This is a genomic window from Roseateles sp. GW835-FHT13E02 (assembly GCF_058794035.1).
Genome location: NZ_JBXAGJ010000005.1, coordinates 31,148 through 52,721, shown reverse-complemented (window position 1 = coordinate 52,721; position 21,574 = coordinate 31,148). Strand labels below are relative to the sequence as shown.

15 protein-coding genes are annotated in these 21,574 nt (G+C 67.8%); 6 read left to right on the top strand and 9 right to left on the bottom strand.

The features are described from left to right. Position 1 precedes the first annotated feature (1 nt). A complete protein-coding gene (locus tag AC1Q6P_RS06380) occupies positions 2 to 1,255 on the bottom strand; it encodes a glutamate-5-semialdehyde dehydrogenase (protein WP_492664966.1) in 1,254 nt (417 codons plus the stop codon). A gap of 350 nt (positions 1,256 to 1,605) precedes the next feature. Here AC1Q6P_RS06380 and AC1Q6P_RS06375 point away from each other — a divergent pair, with 350 nt between their 5' ends. After that, the gene (locus AC1Q6P_RS06375; RefSeq protein ID WP_102768347.1) at positions 1,606 to 1,959 is read left to right on the top strand and encodes a hypothetical protein; all 354 of its coding nucleotides are present in this window, start codon (positions 1,606 to 1,608) and stop codon (positions 1,957 to 1,959) included. 27 nt (positions 1,960 to 1,986) lie between these two features. Here AC1Q6P_RS06375 and AC1Q6P_RS06370 read toward each other — a convergent pair whose 3' ends face one another. Then, the gene (locus tag AC1Q6P_RS06370; protein WP_492664932.1) at positions 1,987 to 2,724 is read right to left on the bottom strand and encodes an SDR family NAD(P)-dependent oxidoreductase; all 738 of its coding nucleotides are present in this window, start codon (positions 2,722 to 2,724) and stop codon (positions 1,987 to 1,989) included. Between the two features lie 159 nt (positions 2,725 to 2,883). Between AC1Q6P_RS06370 and AC1Q6P_RS06365 the strand changes: the two genes are divergently transcribed. Then, positions 2,884 to 3,300, top strand: coding sequence for a BlaI/MecI/CopY family transcriptional regulator (locus AC1Q6P_RS06365; RefSeq protein ID WP_102768349.1), 417 nt, complete (start codon positions 2,884 to 2,886; stop codon positions 3,298 to 3,300). Continuing rightward, positions 3,293 to 5,872, top strand: coding sequence for a M56 family metallopeptidase (locus AC1Q6P_RS06360; RefSeq protein ID WP_492664933.1), 2,580 nt, complete (start codon positions 3,293 to 3,295; stop codon positions 5,870 to 5,872). The genes AC1Q6P_RS06365 and AC1Q6P_RS06360 overlap by 8 nt, the downstream gene beginning before the upstream one ends. 12 nt (positions 5,873 to 5,884) lie before the next feature. On the opposite strand, the gene AC1Q6P_RS06355 is transcribed toward AC1Q6P_RS06360, so the two are convergent. The 3 genes from AC1Q6P_RS06355 to AC1Q6P_RS06345 form a co-directional block, all read right to left on the bottom strand. Further along, on the bottom strand, positions 5,885 to 6,874 hold the full coding sequence (locus AC1Q6P_RS06355; protein WP_492664934.1) for an AEC family transporter: 990 nt from the start codon (positions 6,872 to 6,874) through the stop codon (positions 5,885 to 5,887). Positions 6,875 to 6,935: 61 nt separating this feature from the next. Then, positions 6,936 to 8,792, bottom strand: coding sequence for an ATP-binding protein (locus AC1Q6P_RS06350; protein ID WP_102768352.1), 1,857 nt, complete (start codon positions 8,790 to 8,792; stop codon positions 6,936 to 6,938). Between the two features lie 172 nt (positions 8,793 to 8,964). Continuing rightward, positions 8,965 to 11,658 carry a DNA topoisomerase III gene (locus AC1Q6P_RS06345; protein WP_492664935.1) on the bottom strand — a complete coding sequence of 898 codons (2,694 nt, stop codon included), beginning with the start codon at positions 11,656 to 11,658 and terminating at the stop codon, positions 8,965 to 8,967. A 147-nt stretch (positions 11,659 to 11,805) separates the two neighbouring features. Here AC1Q6P_RS06345 and AC1Q6P_RS06340 point away from each other — a divergent pair, with 147 nt between their 5' ends. Genes AC1Q6P_RS06340 through AC1Q6P_RS06330 form a run of 3 tightly spaced genes read left to right on the top strand, consistent with a single transcriptional unit; the run spans position 11,806 to position 13,968 of the window. Next, positions 11,806 to 12,336, top strand: a complete 531-nt coding sequence (locus tag AC1Q6P_RS06340; RefSeq protein ID WP_102768353.1) for an SET domain-containing protein — start codon at positions 11,806 to 11,808, stop codon at positions 12,334 to 12,336. A 17-nt stretch (positions 12,337 to 12,353) separates the two neighbouring features. Continuing rightward, positions 12,354 to 13,244 carry a biotin--[acetyl-CoA-carboxylase] ligase gene (locus AC1Q6P_RS06335; RefSeq protein WP_492664936.1) on the top strand — a complete coding sequence of 297 codons (891 nt, stop codon included), beginning with the start codon at positions 12,354 to 12,356 and terminating at the stop codon, positions 13,242 to 13,244. Positions 13,245 to 13,266: 22 nt separating this feature from the next. After that, positions 13,267 to 13,968, top strand: coding sequence for a hypothetical protein (locus tag AC1Q6P_RS06330; protein WP_492664937.1), 702 nt, complete (start codon positions 13,267 to 13,269; stop codon positions 13,966 to 13,968). On the opposite strand, the gene AC1Q6P_RS06325 is transcribed toward AC1Q6P_RS06330, so the two are convergent. The 4 genes from AC1Q6P_RS06325 to tkt all read right to left on the bottom strand — a co-directional run bounded on the left by AC1Q6P_RS06325 (position 13,942) and on the right by tkt (position 21,464). Next, positions 13,942 to 16,794 carry a S8 family serine peptidase gene (locus AC1Q6P_RS06325; protein ID WP_492664938.1) on the bottom strand — a complete coding sequence of 951 codons (2,853 nt, stop codon included), beginning with the start codon at positions 16,792 to 16,794 and terminating at the stop codon, positions 13,942 to 13,944. The genes AC1Q6P_RS06330 and AC1Q6P_RS06325 overlap by 27 nt on opposite strands. Before the next feature lie 253 nt (positions 16,795 to 17,047). Then, complete coding sequence (gene gap / locus AC1Q6P_RS06320; protein ID WP_102768356.1) at positions 17,048 to 18,046, bottom strand: type I glyceraldehyde-3-phosphate dehydrogenase; 999 nt, start codon at positions 18,044 to 18,046, stop codon at positions 17,048 to 17,050. A 126-nt stretch (positions 18,047 to 18,172) separates the two neighbouring features. Further along, positions 18,173 to 19,204 carry a hypothetical protein gene (locus AC1Q6P_RS06315; RefSeq protein ID WP_492664939.1) on the bottom strand — a complete coding sequence of 344 codons (1,032 nt, stop codon included), beginning with the start codon at positions 19,202 to 19,204 and terminating at the stop codon, positions 18,173 to 18,175. A gap of 205 nt (positions 19,205 to 19,409) precedes the next feature. Beyond that, a complete protein-coding gene (gene tkt / locus AC1Q6P_RS06310) occupies positions 19,410 to 21,464 on the bottom strand; it encodes a transketolase (protein ID WP_492664940.1) in 2,055 nt (684 codons plus the stop codon). Between the last annotated feature and the right edge of the window lie 110 nt (positions 21,465 to 21,574).

The following is a 21,574-nucleotide window of genomic DNA, read 5'->3' as shown; positions in this document are numbered from 1 at the left end:
CTCAGCGGCGCACTTCGCCCTGGCCCAGCACCACCCATTTGAGCGAGCTCAGGCCTTCCAGTCCCACCGGGCCACGGGCATGGAGCTTGTCGGTGGAGATGCCGATCTCGGCGCCCAGGCCGTACTCAAAGCCATCGGCAAAGCGCGTGCTGGCATTGACCATGACGCTGGCCGAATCGACCTCGCGCAGGAAACGCATGGCATGGCCATGGTTGCTGGTGAGGATGGCGTCGGTGTGGTGCGAGCCGTAGCGGTTGATGTGCTCGATGGCCTCATCGAGGCTGTCCACCACCTTGATGCTGAGGATGGGCGCCAGGTACTCCTCGCTCCAGTCGGCCTCGGTCGCCGGCTTGATCACGGCGCCCGGGATGGGGCCCAGCAAGGCCAGGCTGCGCGAGCAGCCGCGCATCTCCACCCCCTTCTCGGCCAGCAGGGCGCCGATATGGGGCAGGAAATCCGAAGCGCTTTCGGCATGGACCAGCAGAGACTCGGTGGCATTGCAGGGGCTGTACTTCTGCGTCTTGGCGTTCATGACCACGGTCAGGGCCAGGTCGAAATCGACCTCGGCGTCGACATAGCAGTGGCAGTTGCCGTCGAGATGCTTGATGACCGGCACCTTGGACTCGGCGCTGATGCGCTCGATCAAGCCCTTGCCGCCACGCGGGATGATCACATCCACATGCTCGGGCGCCGTGATCAGCAGGCCCACGGCGGTGCGGTCGGTGCTGGCGATCAGCTGCACGCCCTCGGGCGGCAGGCCGGCCTCGCACAGGGCGGCCGCCACCAACTCGGCCAGGGCGAGGTTGGAATGGATCGCCTCGGAGCCGCCGCGCAGGATGCAGGCATTGCCGCTCTTGATGGCCAGGGAGGCCGCCTCGATGGTGACGTTGGGGCGGCTCTCGTAAATCATGCCGAACACGCCCAGGGGCACGCGCATCTGGCCCACGCTGATGCCGCTGGGGCGGCGCTTGAGGCCGCTGATCTCACCCACCGGGTCGGGCATGGCGGCGATCTGCTCGCAGCCCTGGGCCACGGTCTCGATCACCTCGGGGCTCAGCTTCAGGCGGTCCAGCATGGGGCCGTCCAGGCCGGCGGCGGCAGCGGCTTTCAGGTCACGGGTGTTGGCGGCAGCCAGGGCCGGGCCGGCCTCGCGCAGGCGGCGGGCCAGGCTCAGCAAGGCCTGGTTCTTGGCGGCGGTGGAGGCGGCCGCCATGCGGCGCGAAGCCTGGCGGGCGGCCTGGCCCACCGCCCTCATGTAGAAGGGCAAATCCTGGGCGGCCAGATCGGGAGAAGGCAGGGTCGAGCTCATGGCGCCATTCTCCGCGATGTGCCGGATGCGGCAGTTTCAGGCAGGTTCCATCGATACCCATGCCATTCCTCACAGCCGGCGCGCGCGCCTCTCGCACCCGGGTCTACCCGAATTGCAACGGCCACCAAATTTCATCTTGTACCGGCAGCAGTTCATGCGGGCAGGCTTGCAGATCGTCGCCCAAATATTGGACTTCATCGCAGGCCGCTGTCGCCCGGTCGCTTGCTTTCCTACATTGAAGCCATCGACTCACCACCCCGTGCCGGCGTCGGCACCTAACGCAAAGAGGCCACACCATGAAGACTGTCACCGCCACCGCACGCATCGCTCTGTCCGCACTCGCTCTCGCAGCCTTCGGCGCTCAAGCGGCCGTACCCGGCCAGGACGAACTGGGCCCCGTTCGCCAAGCCTGCCCGCAGATCGATCAGAAGCTGCAGCAGGCCCTGGAACGTGACACCCGCAAGCTGATGGAGGCATCGCTGGCGCGCGTCGAGTTCACCGTCAAAGGCGACAGCATCAGCCAGGTTCGCCAGGAAAACACGCCCATCGAAGTGCGGGCACGTTTGCAGTCAGCGCTGCGCCAAGCCGGCTGCAAGAGCGATCAGGAAAAGACCCTGGCCTTCCACCTGAACCTCCTGCCCAATCGCTGAGCGACAGCGCCTCCACCGGCGGCGCGCTCACAGCTGCACATGGCTGGTGGAGCCGCCGTCGACATACCAGTTGGCACCGGCCACAAAGCTGGCGGCCGGGCTGGAAATGAAGGCCACCACGCGAGCAATCTCCTCCACGCGAGCCAGACGCTTCAGCGGGTTGCGTTGCAGCGCGCGCTGGTAGGCCTCGGGCTGCTGTTCGGCGATACGGCCCCAAAATCCGCCCTCGACCCAGGTGTCGCCGGGCGACACCAGATTGACCCGCACCCGCGGCAGCACACGGGCCGACAACGACTTCGCGTAATGCGCCACGGCCGCTTTGGCCGCGCCGTAGGCTTCGGAATTCGGGCAGGCTTGAGAGCTGGCGCGCGAACCAATGCAGGTGATGGCGGCATGGGGCGAGTCTTGCAGCCAGGGCAGCATGGCCTCACAGCAGCGCACGGTGGCAGCAACATCGAGCGCCAAGGCCTGCGACCAATCGGCCGAGAGCGCGCTGACATTGGCCACAAAAATGTCCTGCGGCCCGAGCTCCTGCAACCAGGCCTCGAAGACGCCCGGCTCGGCCACATCGAGCGCGCGTGCCTGCACCCGCCCCGGCAGCTGCAGCGCCTGCAACTCGGCCAGGCGGGCGGCGATGCGCTCGGGCCCACGCGCGCAGAACGCCACCTCGCAGCCTTCGGCCGCCAGCGCCTGCACGATGGCCGCACCGATGCCGGCCGAGCCGCCAGTCACCACTGCCCTCAGGCCTTTCAATCCAAGATCCATGCACCCTCCCCGGCATCAAGCGCCGCGGCATGCGGGCTGTGGGCGCCATTCTGTGCCAGGCCATCGACCGGCCGATGCGCACTGCGCACCTTCCCGCTTGCGCCGCGCACGGCACTCAACTACATTTGTAGTACGACACCTGTAGTAGAGACCAAGTCCATGTCCGAAGACAAAAGCGAACTGAGCCTGAGCGAGCTGCAGCTGAGCCTGATGCGCGTGCTCTGGCAGCGCGGCCAGGCCAGCACGGCCGAGGTGGCCGAGGCCTTGCGCGCCGAGGGCCGCCCCCTGGCTCACACCACCGTGGCCACCTTGCTGCAGCGCCTGGAGAAGCGCGGCCTGCTGGCCTGCGATCGCGAGGCCCGCGCCTTGGTCTACCGCCCCTGCGTGTCCGAGCCCGAGGTGCAGAAGTCCATGGTCAGCGGCCTGCTGGCCAGCCTGTTCGCCGGCAAGGCCAGCGCCCTGCTCAGCCACCTGCTGAAAGCCGGCGACATTGCCGACGAGGACATGGCGCAGATGCGCCGCCTGCTGGCCAAGGGCGGCACGAGCAAGAACCCCAAGGACGGCAGCCATGACTGAGCCCCTCAGCATCAACGCGCCCCTGCTGCTGGCTGGCCTGAGCAGCGGCCTGCTCAACTACCTGCTGCACAGCAGCCTGCTGCTCGGCGGCGCCTGGCTGATCGAGCGCAGCGCACGCCTGCAGCCGCGCCAGGCCTCGCATCGCGAGGCCCTGTGGCGCCTGGCCTTTTTCGGCCCGGTGCTGACGGCCGGCCTGGCCACGCTGCTGAGCTGGAGCCCGGCACCGACGGCCGGGCCGCTCGCATCGCCCACCGCCGCCAGCACAGCGATCGAGCGCCCCGCCCTCCCGGAGCCAAGCGACGCGCCGACCGCCACAGCGACCCCACCGATGCGCGAACCCGCGCCGATGACTGGCGCAGAGCGCCCCACTCGCCAAGCGCCGGCCGCACCACGCCCCTGGCTGCAACTGACCCCCGAAGCCAGCGCCGCCGTGGCTGCACTGGCGGCGGCCTGGGCGCTGTTGGCCGGTCTGGGCCTGCTGGCCACCGCCCTGGCCTGGTGGCGCCTGCGCGTGCAGGCGCGCCGCCTGCCCCGCTTGGACGACGATGCCGATCTGCACGGCTGCCTGCAATCCCTGGCCCGGTCCGCCGGCCTGCCGACCCCGCCCCTGCGCCTGGGCCGCGCCGATTGGCCCAGCCCCCTGATCGCCCCGGGCGGCGCCATCTGCCTGCCCGCCTGGGCCCTGCAGCTGCCGCCCGCGCAGCGCGAGGCGGTGCTGGCCCATGAGCTGGCGCATCTGCGCCGGCGCGATCCGGCCTGGCGCCTGGCCGCCCAGCTGCTGAACCAGCTGGCCTGGCTGCAACCCCTGAACCGCCTGGCCCTGCGCCGGCTCGACGCCCTGGCCGAACAGGCCTGCGACGCCTGGGCCACCGCCCGCCCCAGCGATGCCGCCCGCGAGCAGGCGCGCCGCGCCCTGGCGGAAAGCCTGTACCGCTGCGCCCAGGAGCTGCAACAGGCAGCCCACCCGGTGCGGCGCCTGCAGCTGCTGAGCCGCATGGCCGCCAGCGGCCGCTCGCCCCTGCTGGCCCGCATCGAGGCACTGATGAACCCTGCCCCCAACCCGCACGGAGACCCGACCATGAACCCCAAGCCCGAACCCTCCACCGCCCTGCCTGCACGCGAGCTCTGGCGCAAGCGCGTGCTGGTCGGCGGCCTGACCCTGTGCGCACTGGCCCTGCCCTTGCTGGGCGTGGGCCACAGCCAGCCGCTGGACCTGAGCCGCCTGCGCGACCTGGGCCACAGCTTCGAGGCGCGCTTCGGCGTGGGCTCGGCCATGGGCACCCGCATCGTCAAAAACAGCCCCTCGCACAACCTGGACATCCGCCTCAGCGGCCAGATGCGCTTCAACGCCGACCAGACCGCGCTCGAAAGCCTCAGCCAGGGCCGCCTGCTGATCGATGAGCGGCGCGAGGGCTGGCACCGGCGTGCCGAGTTCCTTCCGGGCGAAGCCGGCCAGGCAGCGCGCCTGGTTTACAGCCTCGACGGCAAGGAGCAGACCCCGGACGCCGAGGGCCAGGCCTGGCTGCGCGATCGCGTGGCCCTGGCCGGCGAGACCATCGAGGGCAGCGAGAAACGCGTGCGCAGCCTGCTGGCACAAGGCGGGGTGGCGCGCGTACTGGCCGACATCCAGGCGCCTAACATCGAGGATCACCGCCGCCGCGGCCGCGCCCAGGCCCTGCTCCAGCAAGGCCCGCAAAGCGAGAGCACCTTGCAGACCCTGATCCGTGTCCACGAGGGCATGGACTCGGATTTCGAACGCCGCCAGCTGTTGCAAAGCCTGATCGAAAAGCAGACCCTGAGCCCGACCCTGCAGGCCCAGCTGCTGCAAAGCCTGCAGCAGATGAGCTCGGACTTCGAACGCCGCCAGGTGCTGGAGACCCTGTCCGCCACGCTCAGCAGCGAGCCGGCCACGCTGCAAGCATGGCTGCAGGCGGTGGACGGCATGGACTCCGACTTTGAAAAGCGCAGCGCCATCGTCGACATCGTCGATCGGCAGTCGCCCACAAGCGGCCTGCCCACCTTGGCCGCCGCCCTGCAGGCCAGCCTGGGCCTGAGCTCCGATTTCGAGCACCGCAGCGCCCTGGAGGCCGTGGCCCAAAAGCTGCCGCGCCAGGCGGCACTCGATACGCAGGCCGAGGCGGCCCTGCGGGCCTACAGCGAATCGGCCCGCCGCATCGACAGCGACTTTGAGCGTCGTATGGCCCTGAGCGCCCTGCTCGACGCAGGCGTGCACCAGAAGGCCGCGCTGCTGGGTGTGCTCGATGCCGCACGCAGCATCGACTCCGATTTCGAGCGGGCCGAGTTGCTCAGCGCCCTGGCGGCCCACCTGCCGGCCGATGCCGAGCTGCTGGCCCGTTATCGCCAGGCAGCCCGCGGCCTGAGCGAACATGAGCGCGGCAAGGTGGAGGCCGCACTGGACCCGGTGATGGATCGCCTGGCCATGGCAGCGCCGGCGGCGCCGGCCACACCCGCCCAGGCCGCGCCCGCGGCCTCCGCCGCACCGGCTGCTGCCATCTCGCGCCTCAAGCCGCCCAGCCCGCCACGCCCGCCGGCCGCCCCTTCGCTGCCCTGAGGCTGGCAGCCCTCAAGCCGGAATGCGCTGCAGCAGCGCCAGCCACAGCGGCGCCGTCAGCACAAAGCCCAGCGTGGACACCACCACGGCGGCGGTGGTCTCGCCCTCCTGACAGCGGTAGCGCTGGGCAAAGATCAGGGCGTTGGAGCCGGTGGGCAGGGCCGCCATCATCAGCACCACACCCAGCGGCATGCCGCGCAAACCGAGCGCATAGCCCAGGCCCAGCACCAGGGCCGGCAGCAAGAGCAGCTTGGCCGCCACCAGACCTAACACCGAGGTCCAGCGCTGCGGCCAGCCCAGGTAGGCCAGGGACATGCCGATCAGGGTCAGGCACAGCGGCACCACGGCCGTGCCCAGCATCTGCAGCACCTCGTCGAGTACCGCCGGCAGGCCCAGGCCCAGGGCGTTCCAGCACAGGCCCGCCACCACCGGCAGCACCACCGGGTGGATCACCGTGTTGCGCACGGTGTTGGCCAGCAGGCTGCCCAGGCCGGTGGGCTGGCCCTGGCTGCGCTCACGCGCCAGGTCCAGCTCCACCAGGGCGGTCAACACGGTCAGGATGCTCAGCGCATGCAGGCTGACCACGGTGATGTGGATGGCCAGGCCCGCCTCGCCAAACACACCGGCCGCCAGCGGCACGCCGACCTGCAAGGTGTTGCCAAATGTGGCGGTGATGGCCTGCACGCTGGGCACGGCCGCACCGGCGGCCGCCGCACCGCGCCAGCGCTGCAAGGCATACAAGGCCACCAGCAGGCCCAGCACCGGGGCGAAAAAAGCCGTCAACGTCAGCCAGGGCAGGCTGGCGAACTCGACCCGGGCCGTGGTGCGAAACAGCAGGGCGGGCACGAAGATGTAGAAGGCCACATTCGACAGCACCCGCGCCGGGTCACCGCCGCTGCCGCCGGCATCCGCCCCACCCAGCCAGCGCATGCGGCCGACAAACCAGCCGATGGCCACCGCAATCAGAATGGCCAACAGCTTATGAAAAACAATCCAGCTCATGCGGCCCAGTATGCCGCGCCCGGGCCTGCGGCCTGGAGAACCGGCGGGAGAGTCGCCCGGCTCAGTGCGTGGTCGGCAGGCTGAGCTCGAACTCGAACACGCTGCCCTCGCCCAGCTCGCTGCGCACGCGGATCTCGCCGCCCATCTCGCGCAGCAGCTGCTGGCTGATCGACAGGCCCAGGCCGGTGCCGCCCAAGCAGCGCGCGTCCTCGGCCACCTGCTCGAAGGGCTTGAACAGGCGGTCCATCATGCGCCGGGCGATGCCGATGCCGGTGTCGTGCACGACAAAGGCAATGCGGGCGCGGCTGTCCTGCTGCGCGACCAGACTGACCTGCAGACCGAAGCGGCCCTGGTCGGTGAACTTGACCGCGTTGGACAGCAGATTCATCAGCACCTGGCGCAGGCGCTGGCCATCGACCAGCACGCGGGTCGGCAGCTGCGGGTCGATCTCGACCTGGAAATCCAGGTTCTTCTGCTCGGCACGCAGGCGCACGCTGTCGGCCACCATATCGAGCAGGGCGCGCAGGTCCACCGAGCTGGGCTGCAGGCGCACCTTGCCGGCCTCGATGCTGGCCATGTCCAGCACATCGGAGATCAGGCTCAGCAGATGCTCGCCGGCATCGCGGATCTGGCCCACCTTGGCCTGCTGGGCCGGGCTCAGGCTGGCATCCATCTGCAGCAGCTGGCCGAAGCCGAGGATGGCGTTCAGCGGCGTGCGGAACTCATGGCTCATGGTGGCCAGGAAACGGCTCTTGCTCTGGCTGGCGCTCTCGGCCCGGGCCTTGGCCTCGCTGAGCTCGCGGGTGCGCTCGGTGACCACCTCTTCGAGATGGTCGCGGTAATGCGTGAGCTCCTGCTCGGCCTGGCGACGCAGGCTGATGTCGCTGACCATGCCTTCGATGCGCAGGCCCTGGCCGCCACCACCCGGCACGACATGGACACTCAACTCCACCCAGAGCTGGCGCCCCTCGTTGGTGGCGATCAAGAGCGGCACCTGCTGCAGCAGGCGGTGGCGCTGCAGGGCCAGGGCGATGCGCTTGAACTCCTGCGCCTCGATCTGCACCAGGCTGCGCAGTCGCCGGCCCGAAGCCATGGCCTGGGCCGGGCTGTGGAAGCCCAGCATCAGGGCCAGGGCGCGGTTGAGGCTGAGCAGGCGGCCGCGCGCATCGCACTGGAAGATGCCCTCGGTGGCGTTCTCGAACAGGCTGCGAAAGCGCTCCTCGCTGAGCTGCAGGCCCTCGGATGAGGCCAGCAGACGGGCGCTCATCAGATTGAACTGCTCGGTCAGGGCACCAATCTCGTCGTCGCGCTCGACCTCGGTGGTGGCGCCCAAGCGGCCCTCGGAGACCTGGCGGGCCATCTGGCCCAGGCGCTGCACCGGGCGCTGCACCAGGCGGTTGACCAGGAGCAGGCTGGCCGCCACCACGGCCGCCAGCATGGCGCCCAGCAAGCTGGCCACGAAGCGGCGCATCTGTGCCACCTGGCGGTACACGCCCTCGCGGCTAAGCACCAGGGTGGCCTGGGCCACCACCGTGGGGGCCAGGTCCGGGGCGGCCTGGTAGCTGATGTCGAACTGGCGGCTCAGCGGTTCCACGGCCGGTTCGCTGCGCTGGCGGCGCAGGGGCTCGGCATTGACGCCGACCGGGCGCAGCTCGATGGAGTGAACCTCGGGGTCCGCCATCACGGCGTCCAGCAGGTTCTTGATGGCGATGTTGTCAAGGTTCCAGATCGGCCCGGCAAAGCCCAGGGCGACAAGACTGGCCATGCGGGTCTGGCGGTGGTCGAGGGCGAGGTTGAGCTCCTGCTCCTCCCGCGAGGTCCAGGACCAACCCAGTGCCAAAGCCAGCAAACCGGCCGCCAGCGCCATGCCCAGAATCAAGCGGGACTGGATGCCGAAGCTCACTCGCACTGGGGCCATGCACTCACTCCTGACCAGGGCCGGACCAAGACCAGACCGAGGCGGCACGCGGGCGGCCCGGGTCTAACGCAACTGCTCTGCGCATCAGCATAGCGCCTTTGTGCGCCCTGCCGATGAGGAGCAGCCCCAGTTCCCCTCGCAAGAGGGGGTGGAGTCATGCAGCGCCCGGGTTTCAGGCGGCTTTCTTGGCCGCCACCTTCTTGGCTGGGGCCTTCTTCGCGGCCACCTTCTTGGCCGCGACCTTTTTGGCCGCCGGCGCCTCGCTCACCACATCGGCAGCCGCCGTCTTGGCCGCGGCACCGCGCAGCGGCACGCCCGGCTTGGCCGCGCGCGGCTCGAACTCGAAGTTCACCTTGCCGGCCTTCTTGTCGTAAGCCAGGAAGGCCTTGAACTTGCGCCGGGTCTTGTTGGAGACGAAGTTCTCCAGCAGCGCGGTCTTGCCCTCGCTGAGCAGCTTTTGCATCTGGCTGATCTCGATGGGCTGCTGCAGGATGATCTTGCCGCTCTTGAAATCGCAGGTGATGGCAGCGCCGACGGCATGCTCGCAGACGTAGTTGCTGCCATGCTCGAAGACCCGGCCCTGGCACTTGGGGCAGGCGCCCAGCGAGGTCTGGGCGCTGAAGTCCACCGCCTCGCCATCGCCCTCGCCGTTCTTGCCGTCGTCGCCGAAGTCGAACTCAAGCTTCCAGTTCTGGATCTCCTCGTCGAAGACCAGGGCCAGCTCGGCCGTGAAGGGCCAGCCGGCCTTGGAGCGGAAGCCTTCCAGCGGGCCGATCTTCTTGTCGGCCAGGAACTGTTCCACCTCGTGCAGCTCGAAGCTGCGGCCGCCGGGGATCTTACCGATCGAGAAGCCGCAGCCCTCCGAAGCGCCATCCTTGCCGGTGCAGGTGAAGCGACGGTAGTTCTCCTTGACCACGCCGCTGCACTTCGGGCAGGGCGTCTTCAGGGTGGCGTAATCGCCGGGGATGGTGTCGCGGTCGTATTCCTTGGCTTTTTGCACCACGCGCTCGGTCATGGCGGCGATCTTGGCCATGAACTCGTCGCGGTTCAGGCGCCCCTTTTCCATCTCGGAGAGCTGGAACTCCCAGTCGCCGGTCAGCTCGGGCTTGGTCAGGTCCTTGATGTCCAGGCCGCGCAGCAAGGTCATCAGCTGGAAGGCCTTGGCCGTGGGGATCAGCTCACGGCCATCACGCAGCATGTACTTTTCGGTCAGCAGGCCTTCGATGGTGGCGGCGCGGGTCGCTGGTGTGCCCAGGCCCTTCTCGGTCATGGCTGCGCGCAGCTCTTCATCGTCGATCAGCTTGCCGGCGCCTTCCATGGCCGAGAGCAGGGTCGCTTCGGTGTAGCGGGCGGGCGGCTTGGTGGCCAGGCTCTTCACATCGACCGACTCGGTGCGCACCACCTCGCCCGGGGCCACGGCCACCAGATTGGCGTCGTCTTCCTGCACCTCCTTGCCGTAGACGGCCAGCCAGCCCGGCTTGACCAGCACCTTGCCATTGGTCTGGAAGTTCAGCTCCTTGCCGGCGGCCTTGACGGTGCTGATACGGGTGGTGACCAGGAACTCGGCCGGCGGGAAGAACACCGCCAGGAAGCGCTTGACCACCAGGTCGTAGAGCTTGGCCTCGATGTCGGTCAGGCTCTTGGGCGCCTGCAGGGTCGGGATGATGGCAAAGTGATCCGAGACCTTGCTGTTGTCGAAGACCTTTTTGGTCGGCTTGATATAGCCCTCGTTGAGCGCCTTGCGGGCGTGGCCGGCCAGCTCGCGCAGGGGGCCGGGCAGGTCCTCGCCGGCGATCATCTCGGCGGTCTGCTTGGCCACGGCCAGATAGTCCTCGGGCAGGAAGCGCGAGTCGGTCCGGGGGTAGGTCAGCACCTTGTGCTTTTCGTACAAGGCCTGGGCCAGGCTCAGCGTGGTCTTGGCCGAGAAGCCGAAACGCGAGTTGGCCTCGCGCTGCAGGGTGGTCAGGTCGTAGAGGCCGCCACAGCTGCTGGTGGTGGGCTTGCTTTCTTCGCGCACGCTGGCCGGCTGGCCCAGGGCGGCGGCGGCGATGGCATCGGCCTCGGCGCGGTTCCAGATGCGGTCGGCGCGCGCTTCCGCATCCTCGCCCTTCTTCCAGCTCGGGTCGAACCACTTGCCTTCGTACTGGCCGGCCTGGGCGTCGAAGACGCCGCGCACTTCCCAGTAGTCGCGCGCCACATGCTTGCGGATCTTTTCTTCGCGCTCGACGACGATGGACAGGGTCGGCGTCTGCACCCGGCCCACGGTGGTCAGGAAGAAGCCGCCGTCGCGCGAGTTGAAGGCGGTCATGGCGCGTGTGCCATTGATGCCGACCAGCCAGTCGGCCTCGGAGCGGCAGCGCGCGGCGTCGGCCAGCGGCAGCATCTGGGCATCGCTCTTGAGCTTGTCGAAACCATCGCGAATGGCTTGCGGCGTCATGGACTGCAGCCACAGGCGCTGCACCGGCTTGTTGATCGCGGCCTTGGCCGTGCCGGCGTACTGCACGATCAGGCGGAAGATCAGCTCCCCTTCGCGGCCCGCGTCACAGGCGTTGATCAGCTGGGTGACGTCCTTGCGGCGGATCAGCTTGACCAGGGCATTGAGGCGGCCCTTGCTCTTGTCGATGGGGTTGAGGTCGAAGTGCGGCGGGATCACCGGCAGGTTGGCAAAGCTCCACTTGCCGCGCTTGACGTCGAACTCCTCGGGCGCCTTGATCTCCACCAGGTGGCCGACGGCCGAGCTGACGACGTAGTCCTCGCTCTCGAAGTATTCATCGTGCTTGTCGAACTTCCCCGCCTTGGGGGTCAAGGCGCGGACGATGTCCTGCGCCACGGACGGCTTCTCGGCAATGATCAGGGTCTTGCTCATGATGATGATGAAGTTTTCTACTCGTCTATTCGCTGCCGGCCGAAGTCGCTGACTCCGGCCTGCCTACAATCCGGCCTCGCGCGCGCCCATGCACATACGTACCTGCACGCGCGCACACCCATGAATTCAATGTAACCACAACTTCCGATGACGCAAGCCGCTCGCAAAAAGTCTGCCCCGGCCTCGGCCCCGGCTGCCAAGCCCGCCCAGCCTGCCAAGGCTGCAGCCGGCAAGGGTCGGCGCATCCAGGTCCGCAATTCCGGTGTGCATGGGCGCGGAGTCTATGCGCTAGCGCCGATCAAGGCGGGCGAAGTCATCATCGAATACACGGGTGAGCTCATCAGTTGGGACGAGGCCATGGAGCGCCACCCCCACGATCCCAAGCAGCCCAACCACACTTTCTACTTTCACATCGAGGACGGCCGCGTCATCGATGCTCTCTACGGCGGCAACAGCTCGCGCTGGATCAACCACTCCTGCGAGCCCAACTGCGAGACCGACGAGATCAAGGGTCGCGTCTTCATCAAGGCCCTGCAAGACCTGTCCCCCGGTGAAGAGTTGTTTTATGACTACGGCCTCACCATCGACGAGCGCTACACCCCGAAGCTGAAGAAAGAGTTCGCCTGCTACTGCGGCAGCCCCTTCTGCCGTGGCACCATGCTGGCGCCCAAACGCTGAGTGATGTTCCGCCACCCATGAGCCTCTCCGAACGCAGCCATCTCGACTGGAAAGCCGAAGCCCTCTGGCAAGACCTGACCCCCTTGCTGCCCGGCATCAGCATCGAAGTGCTGGCCCGCACCGCCTCCACCAACACCGCCCTGCTGGAGCGGGTGCGCAGCCAGGCCCAGCAAGGCACAGAAAGCCGCTACGGCCGCCGCGCCCACGACATGCAGCCCTGCCTGCTGGTGGCCGAGCACCAGACCCACGGCCGCGGCCGCCAGGGCCGCGCCTGGCTGTCCAGCCCCGGCGCCTCGCTGACCTTCTCCCTGGGCCTGCCGCTGGATCTGGCCGACTGGGGCGGCCTGTCCCTGGCCATCGGCTGCGCGATTGCCGAGGCCCTGGAACCCAGCAGCAAGCTGGCCGCCGGCCAGCGGCCGCGCCTGGAACTGAAGTGGCCCAATGATTTGTGGCTGGATGGCCGCAAGCTGGGCGGCATCCTGATCGAGACCGTGCCCGCCGGTGAGCAGCGCATGGTCATCATCGGCGTGGGCCTGAACATCCAGGCCCTGGCCGGCGAGCCCGACACCCAGCCCGGCGCCACCTTCAACACCGGCTTTGCCTCGCTGAGCGAGTTCGATGCCACGCTGGACGGCCCCACCGTGCTGGCCCGCATCGCCCCGGCCATGGCGCGCTGCCTGCGCGACTTCCCGCAGGGCGGTTTCGCCGCCTGGACCGAAGCCTATGCCCGGCGTGACCTGACCCTGGGCCAGCCTGTCAGCGCCGGCGCCCTGGAAGGCATCGCCCGTGGCGTGGCCGCCGATGGCTCGCTGCAGATCGACACGGCCCTGGGCCTGCAAAGCGTCAGCGCCGGTGAAGTCAGCCTGCGCCTGAGCCCGCCGCCCGCCGCCCCGACCACCGGCCGCTGAAGCCCCAGCCCCCACGACCACCATGCTTCGTGCCCTGCTCGCCCTGCTGCTGATTCTCAACGGACTGTTTTTCAGCTGGACCCAGGGCTGGCTGGATGGCCTCGTCGGCATCAAGGCCAGCGGCGATCGCGAGCCCGAGCGCCTGGCTCGCCAACAGAACCCCGAGCGCATCGAGCTGCTGAGCCCCTCGGCCGCCAAGGCCCTGCAGCAGCGCGCCTGCGTGGAGCTGGGGCCGCTGGAGGGTGATGCGGCCCTGCAGGCGGCACAGACCGTGCTGGCCAATGCCGGCGTGCCCGCGAGCGAATGGCAGGCCCTGCACAACGAGCAGGCCGGCGTCTGGGCCGTGGCCACCACCCGCTTCCCCAACAAAGACCTGCAAGGCCGCAAGGAAGACGTGCTGAAGAAGCTCAAGATCAACTACGAGCCGCTGAGCGGCGTGCCGGCCGAGATGCCAGCCCTGCTGCTGAGCCGCCATGCCAGCGAGAAGGCGGCCCAGCTGCAAATCGATCGCCTGGGCCAGCGCGCAGTCAAAGGCCTGCAGGTGCTGCAACTGCAGGCACCGATCAACCGCCACACCCTGGTGTTCGTGCAGGCCGACGGTGCCCGCCGCGCCCAGCTGAAGAGCCTCAAGAGCCCCGCTCTGGCGGCCGGCTTCAAGAGCTGCACGGGCGCCGCGGCGAGCCTGGCAGCCAGCGCATCAAGCCCGACCAGCGGCGGCCGCTGAGCGGCGGCTCATTTCACCGCGCTCCGCGGTACCCGGGCGCAGGGCCCAGGCCGCCAGCGCCAGCAGGGCCAGCCACAGGCCGCTGAAAGCGCCACCACCTCCACCACCGCCCGAGCTGGTGCTGCCTCCCGGCGTCGTGCCCGAGGCGGCCGATACCGTGAAGCTCTGCGACACCGGGCTGGCAGCCGCAAAGCTGGCATTGCCGGCCTGGCTGGCCGTCAGCGTGCAGGTGCCCGCCGTCAGCAGCGAAACCGCAGTGCCGCTGACCGTGCAGACCGCCGTCGTGCTGGAGCTGTAACTGACCGCCAAGCCCGAGCTGGCCGTGGCCGCCAGGGCCGGCATGGCCGTGCCCAGGGTCTGGTTGGCGATGGCTGAGAAGGTGATGGTCTGCGGCGTGCCGGCCACATTGAAGCTGCGCGCCACGTCCGCCGCCGCCTGGTAGTTGCTGTTGCCGGCCTGCTTGGCCAGCACCGTGCAAACGCCGGAACTGAGCAGACTCAAAGACGTGCCGCTGACCGTACACACGCCCGGCGTGCTGCTTTCAAAGCTGACGCTCAGTCCCGAGCTGGCCGTGGCGGCCAGGGCCGGGGCCGCCGTGCCCAGCACTTGATCGGCCACGGCCGGGAAGCTGATGCTCTGGCTTGCAGGCGAAACCGTGAAGCTGCGGCTGACCGAGGGGGCCGCGGCAAACACGGCGCTGCCGGCCTGGCTGGCCACCACGGTGCAGGTGCCGCCCGCCACCAGGGTCAGGCTGCTGCCACTGACCGTGCAGACCGCAGACGTGCTGCTGCTGAAACTGACCGGCAGGCCCGAGCTGGCGGTGGCCACCAGGCTGCTGGGCGCCTGGCCGAACACCAGGCCGCTGGGCGCCGTGAAGGCAATCGTCTGCGCCGTGCTGCCGACGGCCGAGACCGTGATCGTACGGGTGCTGGTGTGAACCGTGCCCAGGTCGTCGATCAGCTGCAAGCTGACGCTGAAGCTGCCGGCGCCGCTGGGCGTGAGGGTGACGGTTTGCGTGTTGGCGCCGGCGCTGAAAGCGCTGACGATGCCGCCGCCCGAGCTCAGCGTCCAGGCGGCGCTGGCGATGCTGCGGCCGGTGCCCAGGGTGCTGCTGCTGGCGCTCAGGCTCAGCGGATTGCCTGCCAGAGGCGTGCTCGGGGTGCTGACGATCTGGATCACCGCGCCATTGGCGGCCCGCGCCGCGGCCACAGCTGCGCCGGCGTCCAGCATGCCGGCACCGCAGGTGCTGGTGGTGCAGTAGCACTCGTCCTGGGTGGCCGAGGTCGGCGCCGTGCATTGCGGGATGCCGGCCGTGCCGCCGCTGGTAACAAAGGGGCGTGCGGTGCTGCGCAAAGTGCTCAGCACCTCGGCCGGCGTCATGCTCGGGCGCACCGAGAGCATCAGGGCCACGGTGCCGGCCACCACCGGGGTGGAAAAGCTGGTGCCGACCGAAGCGCCGTTGTTGGTGTAGGACGCATCCCCCACCACCGGCGTGGTCGTGCCGCTGTTGGTGGTGCTGAACATGGGGTAGAGGCAGGCGCCGCTGAGGTTCACGCAGTTGCCGCCCGGGGCTGCGATGCTGACCTCGGGGCCGATGCTGGAAAAGCCGACCTTGCTGCCGACATGGCGCAGGCCGGTGACCGTGATCACGCCGGGGCAGTTGCCGGGCAGGCCGACCGCCAGCCCCTCGCTGTTGCCGGCGGCGACGACGATGCTGGCGCCACGCGCGGTGACGGCGCTGATGGCATTGCGGTACAGCTGGCCGGTGCCCGTGGTGCCGCAGGCACCGCTGCCGCCCAGGCTCATGTTCAGCACCTTGGCGGGGTTGGGATTGCTGGGCAGGCCGGGCACGGCCACGCCCGCCGCCCATTGCATGCCGGCAATGATGTCGGAGTCGTAGCCGCCGCATTTGCCGAGCACGCGCACCGGCAGGATCTTCACGCCCCAGGCCACGCCGGCCATGCCTGCGCCGTTGTTGGAGGCGGCTGCAATCAGGCCGGCCACGCGCGTGCCATGCCAGGAGCTGTTGCCGATGTCGCCGGCATCGCAGCCGCTGCCCAGGCTGCCGCCGTTGATGTCGGCCTGGCTGACCCAGTCGCCGGGGTCGGAGGCGTCGGCATCGGCGCCATCGCCGTCGTTGGCGGTGGCCGTGGCCTGGGCGCTGGAGGAGTTCAGGCCCACCATGTCGTAGCCGCCCACGATCTGGGCCGCCAGCTCGGGGTGGTCTTTGCGGATGCCGGTGTCCAGCACGGCCACGACGATGCTGCTGTGGCCGGTGTTGATGTCCCAGGCGGCCGGTGCATTGATGCTGGACACAGCCTCGCCTGGCACGCTGCTCGGGGGCTTCAGGTACCACTGGCCGACGCTGGGCCCGCTGGGCAGGGCGGTGGCGTAGAAGGGGTCGTTGGGCAGGCGGGTGTGACGGCGGCGCTGATCGACCACGGCCATTTCCACTTCCGAATCGAGCGCCAGCTGCTGGGCCAGGGCGGCCGAGCTGATGCCGCTGGCAACGATGACATGGGTGCGCTCATCCAGGCTGCGTAGCGCGCGCAGGCCCTGGCGCGTGCGGGCATTGAGGCCGCTGCGCAGGCCCAGGCCGGTGGCGCGGGTCTGCGCCACATCCATGGCCGCGCTGCGGCTCATGGACACCGACATGGCCTTGGCCCGCACGCTGGCCGCCGCCGGCTTGAAGCGCACGATGACGCGGGCTTGCGCTTCGGCAGCCGCAGCAGCCACCAGCGGCGCGGTCTGCGCAGGCACCGTGGGGGCCCAGGCGATGGCCAGCAGTGAAAGGCAAAGGCTCAGGCCGAGGGGGGTGGTTTTCATGGGGCAAGCTCCTGGGCCGGAATGAATATAGGCGAGCAATGGCGAGGCCGTCGAGCAGGGCTGCCCGAGCGCTGTCGCGCCAGTTTAGAGCGGCCTGAAATGCCTCGGCGTAAAGAAAAGATTCCTTTGCCCCCGCTTGTTGACACAGAGAAAAGGCTTGCCACGCGCACCGCGCAGGCGCAAAAAAAAGGCCTTGCCGCCATGGCAAGGCCCCGGTGTGCTCAGCGCGCCGCGTGGCGCGCGGGCTGCGGCATCACTTGGCGATGACGCGCACCATTTCCAGCACCTTGTTCGAGTAGCCCCACTCGTTGTCGTACCAGGCCACCAGCTTGACGAAGGTGCCGTCCAGGGCGATGCCGGCGTCGGCGTCGAAGATGGAGGTGCGGGCGTCGCCGCGGAAGTCGGTCGCCACGACCTTTTCTTCGGTGTAACCCAGCACGCCCTTCAATGCGCCTTCAGACTGGGCCTTGAACTCGGCGCAGATGTCCTTGTACGAGGCTTCGTTGTTCAGCTCGACGGTCAGGTCCACCACCGAGACGTCGGAGGTCGGCACGCGGAAGCTCATGCCGGTCAGCTTCTTGTTCAGCTCAGGGATCACCACGCCCACGGCCTTGGCTGCGCCGGTGCTCGAGGGGATGATGTTTTCCAGGATGCCGCGGCCGCCGCGCCAGTCCTTGTTGCTCGGGCCGTCCACGGTCTTTTGCGTCGCGGTGGCGGCGTGCACAGTGGTCATCAGGCCGCGCTTGATGCCCCACTTGTCGTTCAGCACCTTGGCCAGCGGAGCCAGGCAGTTGGTGGTGCACGAGGCGTTGGAGATGATGGCCTGGCCGGCGTAGGTGTTGTGGTTCACACCGAACACAAACATCGGGGTGTCGTCCTTCGACGGTGCCGAGAACACCACCTTCTTGGCGCCCGCAGCCAGGTGCTTCTCGCCCGAAGCCTTGTCCAGGAACAGGCCTGTGGCTTCGACGACGATGTCGGCGCCGACTTCGTTCCACTTCAGGTTGGCAGGATCACGCTCCTGGGTCAGGCGGATGGCCTTGCCATTGACGACCAGGGTGTTGCCGTCGACCGAGACTTCACCGTCGAACTTGCCGTGCACGCTGTCGTACTTGAGCATGTAGGCCAGATAGTCGGGCTCGAGCAGGTCGTTGATGCCGACCACTTCGATTTCCTTGAAGTTGGCGATGGCGGCACGGAACACCATACGGCCGATGCGGCCGAAGCCGTTGATACCGATCTTGATCGTCATGAGGAAAGACTCCTTGAAATGAAAGCGAGGATGAGAAACCTGGACTGGCTCAAGTTTAGTTCCAAGCGCGGACCCGCCATTCTTGGACAGTCCATTTGATCTGCAGAAGGCGCTGAGCCTGAACCTTCACGGCTGCGACTCGGACTGCCCAAGGCTCAGCACACCGCACGGCACGGTGACCACCGTCTTCTGGCCAAGCAGTTGCTCAAAGTCATCAGGCATGAGGTTGAGGCTCAAGCCTTTCAACCATTTGAGAAACCCGATGCGATTGAGGTTTCGCTCACCCACCTCGCTGACGGAGTTCGGAAAGGCCGGCATACCCACACCCAAGACCAGATCGAACGGGCATGCCATGGTGTTGAAGTCGAAGTACACCTGCGCCTTGTCGATGTCCTTGGTCACCCCCAGCAAGTCGAGCAGGCGAAGATCCTTGAGTACGAGCTTCTTATCGCTGGTATTTGCAAGATGGAACTGCTGTTCAAACTCCATCGGACGACCCCCTTCCACAAAACAAGGCCATCGATACTCGTCCACATAACTCAAAACCGCCTTTCGAAAGGCGGCTGGTGCCGAGTCGTACAACACCTTGACCTTGGGCGGGCTGTCGGCAGCGTCGAAACGCAGCTCGACGACCAAATTCTCATGGTTCTTCAAGGCCCTTCTACCGTCGACACGGTAGTTCCAGTCCACCTTGATCGGATTCGCGGGCGTACGCAAACAATCGTTGACTGCCTGCGGGACAGCCTCTGGAACATCAAGCAGGCCGCCCCAAAGAATAGGTGTACTCGGCACAGCGCTAAAACGCACCTCTTGCACGGCAACCACGCTTTCACCGGCGGGCAAACAGGGCAGACGATACTGCTTCAGATAAACACGCACATCTTCCAGCAAATCTTGTCGCATCGACCGTGCAAGCACCTCCAGCTCGGGAGCTTGGTCGGCTCTACGAAACACCAACTTGAAGCGGACAAAACCACCCTCGCGAAGTTGCTGATACTGCTCGGGGTATTGCAGTTCATCCTGGCCTTTCGTGAGACAGGCAATCCACTCCCTGGAGCGAGTTTCAGGAAGCGCCGTCTGCGCGCGAACAGACGCCGCGAGCAAAAGTGTCAGCCCAAGGAGCATACCTAGTCGCCACCATTTCTTGCCTGTCAACACACTGGACTCCCCATTGAGATTCAAATGGCCACGCCACTTTCTACGGAACCGACGAGCGGGCTGAAGTATCGCGACACAAGGCGTACTGGTGATGTGCGTAGTTACCCGACAGAACAAAAAAGGGGCAAGACCTATGGTCTTGCCCCTCTGTTGGTGAGAGCGATTGATGCGCCGGTTACTCCGGCACCCTTGGGCATTCAGCCGATCAGCGCTTCTTGCCGCCCTTCAGCTTGGCCACACCCAGGGCCACCTTGACCGTGTCGACCACGTTCTCGGCGGTGAAGCCGAAGTGCTTGAACAGCACCGGGGCGGGGGCGGATTCGCCGTAACTGTCGATGCCGACGACGGCGGCGACGCCGTACTTCCACCAGCCATCGCTGACGCCCATTTCCACGGCGACGCGCGGCAGGCCTTCCGGCAGCACGGCCTTCTTGTAGGCGAGGTCCTGGCGGTCAAATACGGTGGTCGAGGGCATGGAGACCACGCGCACCGGGATGCCTTGCTGGGCCAGGGTGGCTTGCGCCGCCAGGGCCAGCTGCACTTCGGAGCCGGTGGCGATGATGACGCCGCGGGCCTTCTTCTTCAGGCCGGCATCGCTGGGCTCGCTCAGCACGTAAGCGCCCTTGGCGATGTCATCGACGGCGGTCTTGGGCGCGTAGGGCAGGTTCTGGCGCGACAGGGCCAGCACGCTGGGGCGCTGGGCGTTGCCGATGGCCATGGTCCAGGCGACCACGGTTTCGGTGGTGTCGGCCGGGCGCCAGACATCCAGGCCCGGGATCAGGCGCAGCGAGGCGACATGCTCGATCGACTGGTGGGTCGGGCCGTCTTCGCCCAGACCGATGGAGTCGTGGGTGAACACATGGATGACGCGCTGCTTCATCAGCGCGGCCATGCGGATGGCATTGCGGCTGTAGTCGCTGAAGGTCAGGAAGGTGCCGCCGTAGGGGATGTAGCCGCCATGCAGGGCCACGCCGTTCATGATGGCGGCCATGCCGAACTCGCGCACGCCGTAGTTGATGTGGCGGCCGCCGTTGCTGCTGCCATCGGCCTCGACGCGGAAGGCCGGGGTCGATTTCGTGTTGGTCAGGTTGGAGCCGGTCAGGTCGGCCGAGCCGCCCAGCAGTTCAGGCACGGCGGCGGTGAAGGCTTCCAGGGCGATCTGGCTGGCCTTGCGGCTGGCGACCGTTTCGGCCTTGCCATGGGCTGCGACCACCGCATCGACGGCGGTCTGGGCGAAGTTGGCGGGCAGCACGCCGGCCATGCGGCGCGCGAACTCGGCGGCCAGCTCGGGGTGGGCGGTGGCGTAGGCGTCGAAGCGCTCGTCCCAGGCAGTTTCCAGGGCGGCGCCGGCGGCCTTGGCATCCCAGTCGGCATACACCTCTTGCGGGATCACGAAGGGCTCATGCGCCCAGCCCAGCTGCTCGCGGGTCAGCTTGATTTCCTCGTTACCCAGCGGTTCACCGTGGGCCTTGGCGGTGTTGGCGCGGTTGGGCGAGCCCTTGCCGATATGGGTCTTGGCGATCACCAGGGTCGGCTTGACGCTGCTCTTCTTGGCCTCGGCAATGGCGGCGTCAACGGCGTCGACGTCATGACCATCCACCGGGCCGACCACGTTCCAGCCATAGGCTTCGAAACGCTGGGCGGTGTTGTCGGCGAACCAGGGCGCGACCTGGCCGTCGATCGAGATGCCGTTGTCGTCGTAGATGGCGATCAGCTTGTTCAGCTTCCAGGCGCCGGCCAGCGAGGCGGCTTCGTGGCTGATGCCTTCCATCAGGCAGCCGTCACCCAGGAACACATAGGTGTGGTGGTCGACGATCTGGTGCTCGTCGATATTGAACTCCTTGGCCAGCATCTTCTCGGCCAGGGCCAGACCCACGGCATTGGTGATGCCTTGGCCCAGCGGGCCGGTGGTCGTTTCCACGCCCGGGGTGATGCCCACTTCCGGGTGGCCCGGGGTCTTGCTGTGCAGTTGGCGGAAGGCCTTGAGCTCTTCGATCGGCAGCGCGTAGCCCGACAGATGCAGCAGGGCGTAAATCAGCATCGAACCGTGACCGTTGGACAGCACGAAGCGGTCACGGTTGGCCCATTGCGGGTTGGCCGGGTTGTGACGCAGATGGCGGCTCCACAGGGCCACGGCGATGTCGGCCATGCCCATGGGCGCGCCCGGGTGGCCCGAGTTGGCTTGCTGCACGGCGTCCATGGCCAGTGCGCGAATGGCGTTGGCCATCAGGGTGGGGTTGCGAGCAGCGGTAGTTGCCATGTGCGTGCGGAAGGGAGAGTTGCGGGGTAATCCCGGATTTTACTTGGCCGGCGTGGGCCTGGCGCCCGACCCGCGCGCCAGCCCTGCCGAAATGGGCCGCCGACCCTTGA

What these genes read in the sequence shown, in the direction of transcription:
- AC1Q6P_RS06360 (WP_492664933.1), top strand. Translation starts at nt 3,293, where the DNA reads ATGACTGAGCCCCTCAGCATCAACGCGCCCCTGCTGCTGGCTGGCCTG.
- AC1Q6P_RS06345 (WP_492664935.1), bottom strand. Translation starts at nt 11,658, where the DNA reads ATGAGCAAGACCCTGATCATTGCCGAGAAGCCGTCCGTGGCGCAGGAC.
- AC1Q6P_RS06370 (WP_492664932.1), bottom strand. Translation starts at nt 2,724, where the DNA reads ATGGATCTTGGATTGAAAGGCCTGAGGGCAGTGGTGACTGGCGGCTCG.
- AC1Q6P_RS06375 (WP_102768347.1), top strand. Translation starts at nt 1,606, where the DNA reads ATGAAGACTGTCACCGCCACCGCACGCATCGCTCTGTCCGCACTCGCT.
- gap (WP_102768356.1), bottom strand. Translation starts at nt 18,046, where the DNA reads ATGACGATCAAGATCGGTATCAACGGCTTCGGCCGCATCGGCCGTATG.
- AC1Q6P_RS06355 (WP_492664934.1), bottom strand. Translation starts at nt 6,874, where the DNA reads ATGAGCTGGATTGTTTTTCATAAGCTGTTGGCCATTCTGATTGCGGTG.
- AC1Q6P_RS06330 (WP_492664937.1), top strand. Translation starts at nt 13,267, where the DNA reads ATGCTTCGTGCCCTGCTCGCCCTGCTGCTGATTCTCAACGGACTGTTT.
- AC1Q6P_RS06335 (WP_492664936.1), top strand. Translation starts at nt 12,354, where the DNA reads ATGAGCCTCTCCGAACGCAGCCATCTCGACTGGAAAGCCGAAGCCCTC.
- AC1Q6P_RS06340 (WP_102768353.1), top strand. Translation starts at nt 11,806, where the DNA reads ATGACGCAAGCCGCTCGCAAAAAGTCTGCCCCGGCCTCGGCCCCGGCT.
- AC1Q6P_RS06365 (WP_102768349.1), top strand. Translation starts at nt 2,884, where the DNA reads ATGTCCGAAGACAAAAGCGAACTGAGCCTGAGCGAGCTGCAGCTGAGC.
- AC1Q6P_RS06350 (WP_102768352.1), bottom strand. Translation starts at nt 8,792, where the DNA reads ATGGCCCCAGTGCGAGTGAGCTTCGGCATCCAGTCCCGCTTGATTCTG.
- tkt (WP_492664940.1), bottom strand. Translation starts at nt 21,464, where the DNA reads ATGGCAACTACCGCTGCTCGCAACCCCACCCTGATGGCCAACGCCATT.
- AC1Q6P_RS06325 (WP_492664938.1), bottom strand. Translation starts at nt 16,794, where the DNA reads ATGAAAACCACCCCCCTCGGCCTGAGCCTTTGCCTTTCACTGCTGGCC.
- AC1Q6P_RS06380 (WP_492664966.1), bottom strand. Translation starts at nt 1,255, where the DNA reads ATGAGGGCGGTGGGCCAGGCCGCCCGCCAGGCTTCGCGCCGCATGGCG.